Below are 1,890 nucleotides of genomic sequence, written 5' to 3' on the forward strand. Positions count from 1 at the left end.
ACGGCTTCCTCCCGCCGCATGTCGGTCGCCGCGCTGGTGGAAACGACAATTGTCCTCGAAAGCCGCAGCGGCGCCGCCGCCGGTTACGAGCTTGACGCCTTCCTGCAAGAGGCAGGGATTGAGTTGGAGCCGGTCACCGCCGACCAGGCGCAGGCCGCACGCCGGGCCTGGCGGAGGTTTGGCAAGGGCAACCATCCGGCGGGGCTGAACTTCGGCGACTGCTTCTCCTATGCGCTTGCGGAGGCTACCCGTGAACCCCTACTGTTCAAGGGCCAAGACTTCCAACTCACCGACATCGAGATCGCTTGAACTGTGAGAGGGGAATCCCAAATGGAAAGCGCAACATACATCGCCGTGGACTGGTCCGGTGCGAAGGACGAGAAAGGCCAACTGGCAGGCATTTGGCTCGCCATAGCGGAGTCTGACTCCCTCGTCCGACTAAAGAACGGACTAACGCGAGACGAGGTGATTGCCCTGCTCTTGAATGAGATCGAAGCAGGAGGTCCGTTATACATCGGCTTAGACTTTGCCTTTTCGTTTCCGAAATGGTTCTTCCATGATCATCAACTGCAAAGGGTAAACGACCTTTGGCAACTCGCCGCAAGCAAAGGAGAAGAATGGCTATCCGGTGAAACGTGGCCGTTCTGGGGAAAGGACAATACCAAATATCAGAAGTGCCCGGAAGACCTAAGTGACCATCTCCAATTTCGACAGACTGACGAAGATCACAGAGACGCCAACATCAAGTCCGTGTTTCGAATCAGCGGCGGACCGGGAACCGTTGGGGCAGGAACCATTCGCGGCCTTCCTGGCCTCACCCGCTTACAGAAAGCCGGTGCGGCCATTTGGCCCTTCGATGTCCCGAAGCCCGACGGGCCAAACGTGATAGAGATATTTCCTCGCCTGTTTTACGGAAGTGCTGTAACCAAGAGCCCTCCCGTTCAAAGTCGGGACTCTCGTAAGCACTATTTGGAGAAACACTTCCCCCGCCTTGAGCGGTACTGGAAGGACGCCATGATTGGAAGCGACGATGCCTTCGATGCTGGAATCTCTGCCCTGGTCATGAGTGCCCATGCTATGAAATTGCAGCGTCTCAAGCGCGCGACACAACCACCGAAGTCGTTGGAGGGCGAAATCTGGTCGCCGTCATAATGAGGGCGGCACCCTCGCAACTTACTCTACGCCCCGCACCAAGCCGAAGAGAATCGATGACCCACTATCGGTTGATATGGGATACAAGGGGCGACGCGCTTTGACCACGCCTGGCCAGTCGCGGTATCATGGGGCTAACAGGTTGGCCCGGCGGTGGTGGAACACCCCGGGCCGTGGCGCCACCTGCCTGAACAGGTGATGCGGTGGTATTGTACTACTCGCAGACCCGTTCCCGGCAGGGGCGGGTCTCTTTTATTTTCTGCCGGTATCACCGATAGGAGGGAATCATGGCGAAGAAAGCACCGAAGCGTCAGCAGCAGGAATACGGTAAGAGGGCGGCCATCTACGCCCGTGTCTCGGACAAGAGCCAGGACACCGAGGACAAGACCTCCATCTCCGAGCAGGTCGGCGAGATGGAAGCCTACTGTGAGCAAAAGGGACTGACCATCACCGCCCGCTACCAGGAGGTGGGCCGGGGCTGGTCCAAGAAGCGCCCCGAGTTCCTGCGAATGCTGGAGGACGCCAAGCGGGAGCGCTTCGACACCATTGTCTGCTGGAAGTCGGACCGCCTCAGCCGAGGCATGTTCCCCGCCGCAGCCCTCATGGAGGTCATCGAGGCCCACCAGATCCGGCTGGAAGCCGTCATGGACGCCATCGACATGAAGACCTTCGGCCTGATGGCCGCCATCGGCAAACTGGAGCTCGACAACTTCCGAGAGCGGTCCACCATGGGCAAGC

3 protein-coding genes are annotated in these 1,890 nt (G+C 59.0%); all 3 read left to right on the plus strand.

Going from position 1 to position 1,890, the window contains the following annotated elements; all coding sequences use genetic code 11:
* Positions 1–309: type II toxin-antitoxin system VapC family toxin (locus OXC99_07040; protein MCY4624737.1), on the plus strand; the 309-nt coding region annotated here is incomplete at its 5' end.
* A gap of 21 nt (positions 310–330) precedes the next feature.
* The gene (locus OXC99_07045; GenBank protein MCY4624738.1) at positions 331–1,152 is read left to right on the plus strand and encodes a hypothetical protein; all 822 of its coding nucleotides are present in this window, start codon (positions 331–333) and stop codon (positions 1,150–1,152) included.
* A 287-nt stretch (positions 1,153–1,439) separates the two neighbouring features.
* Positions 1,440–1,890: recombinase family protein (locus tag OXC99_07050; GenBank protein ID MCY4624739.1), on the plus strand; the 451-nt coding region annotated here is incomplete at its 3' end.

Source organism: Chloroflexota bacterium (genome assembly GCA_026713825.1).
Taxonomy (GTDB): Bacteria; Chloroflexota; Dehalococcoidia; order Lucifugimonadales; family UBA1127; genus UBA1127.

Coding starts and splice junctions, on each gene's coding strand:
- OXC99_07045 (MCY4624738.1), top strand. CDS start 331: ATGGAAAGCGCAACATACATCGCCGTGGACTGGTCCGGTGCGAAGGAC.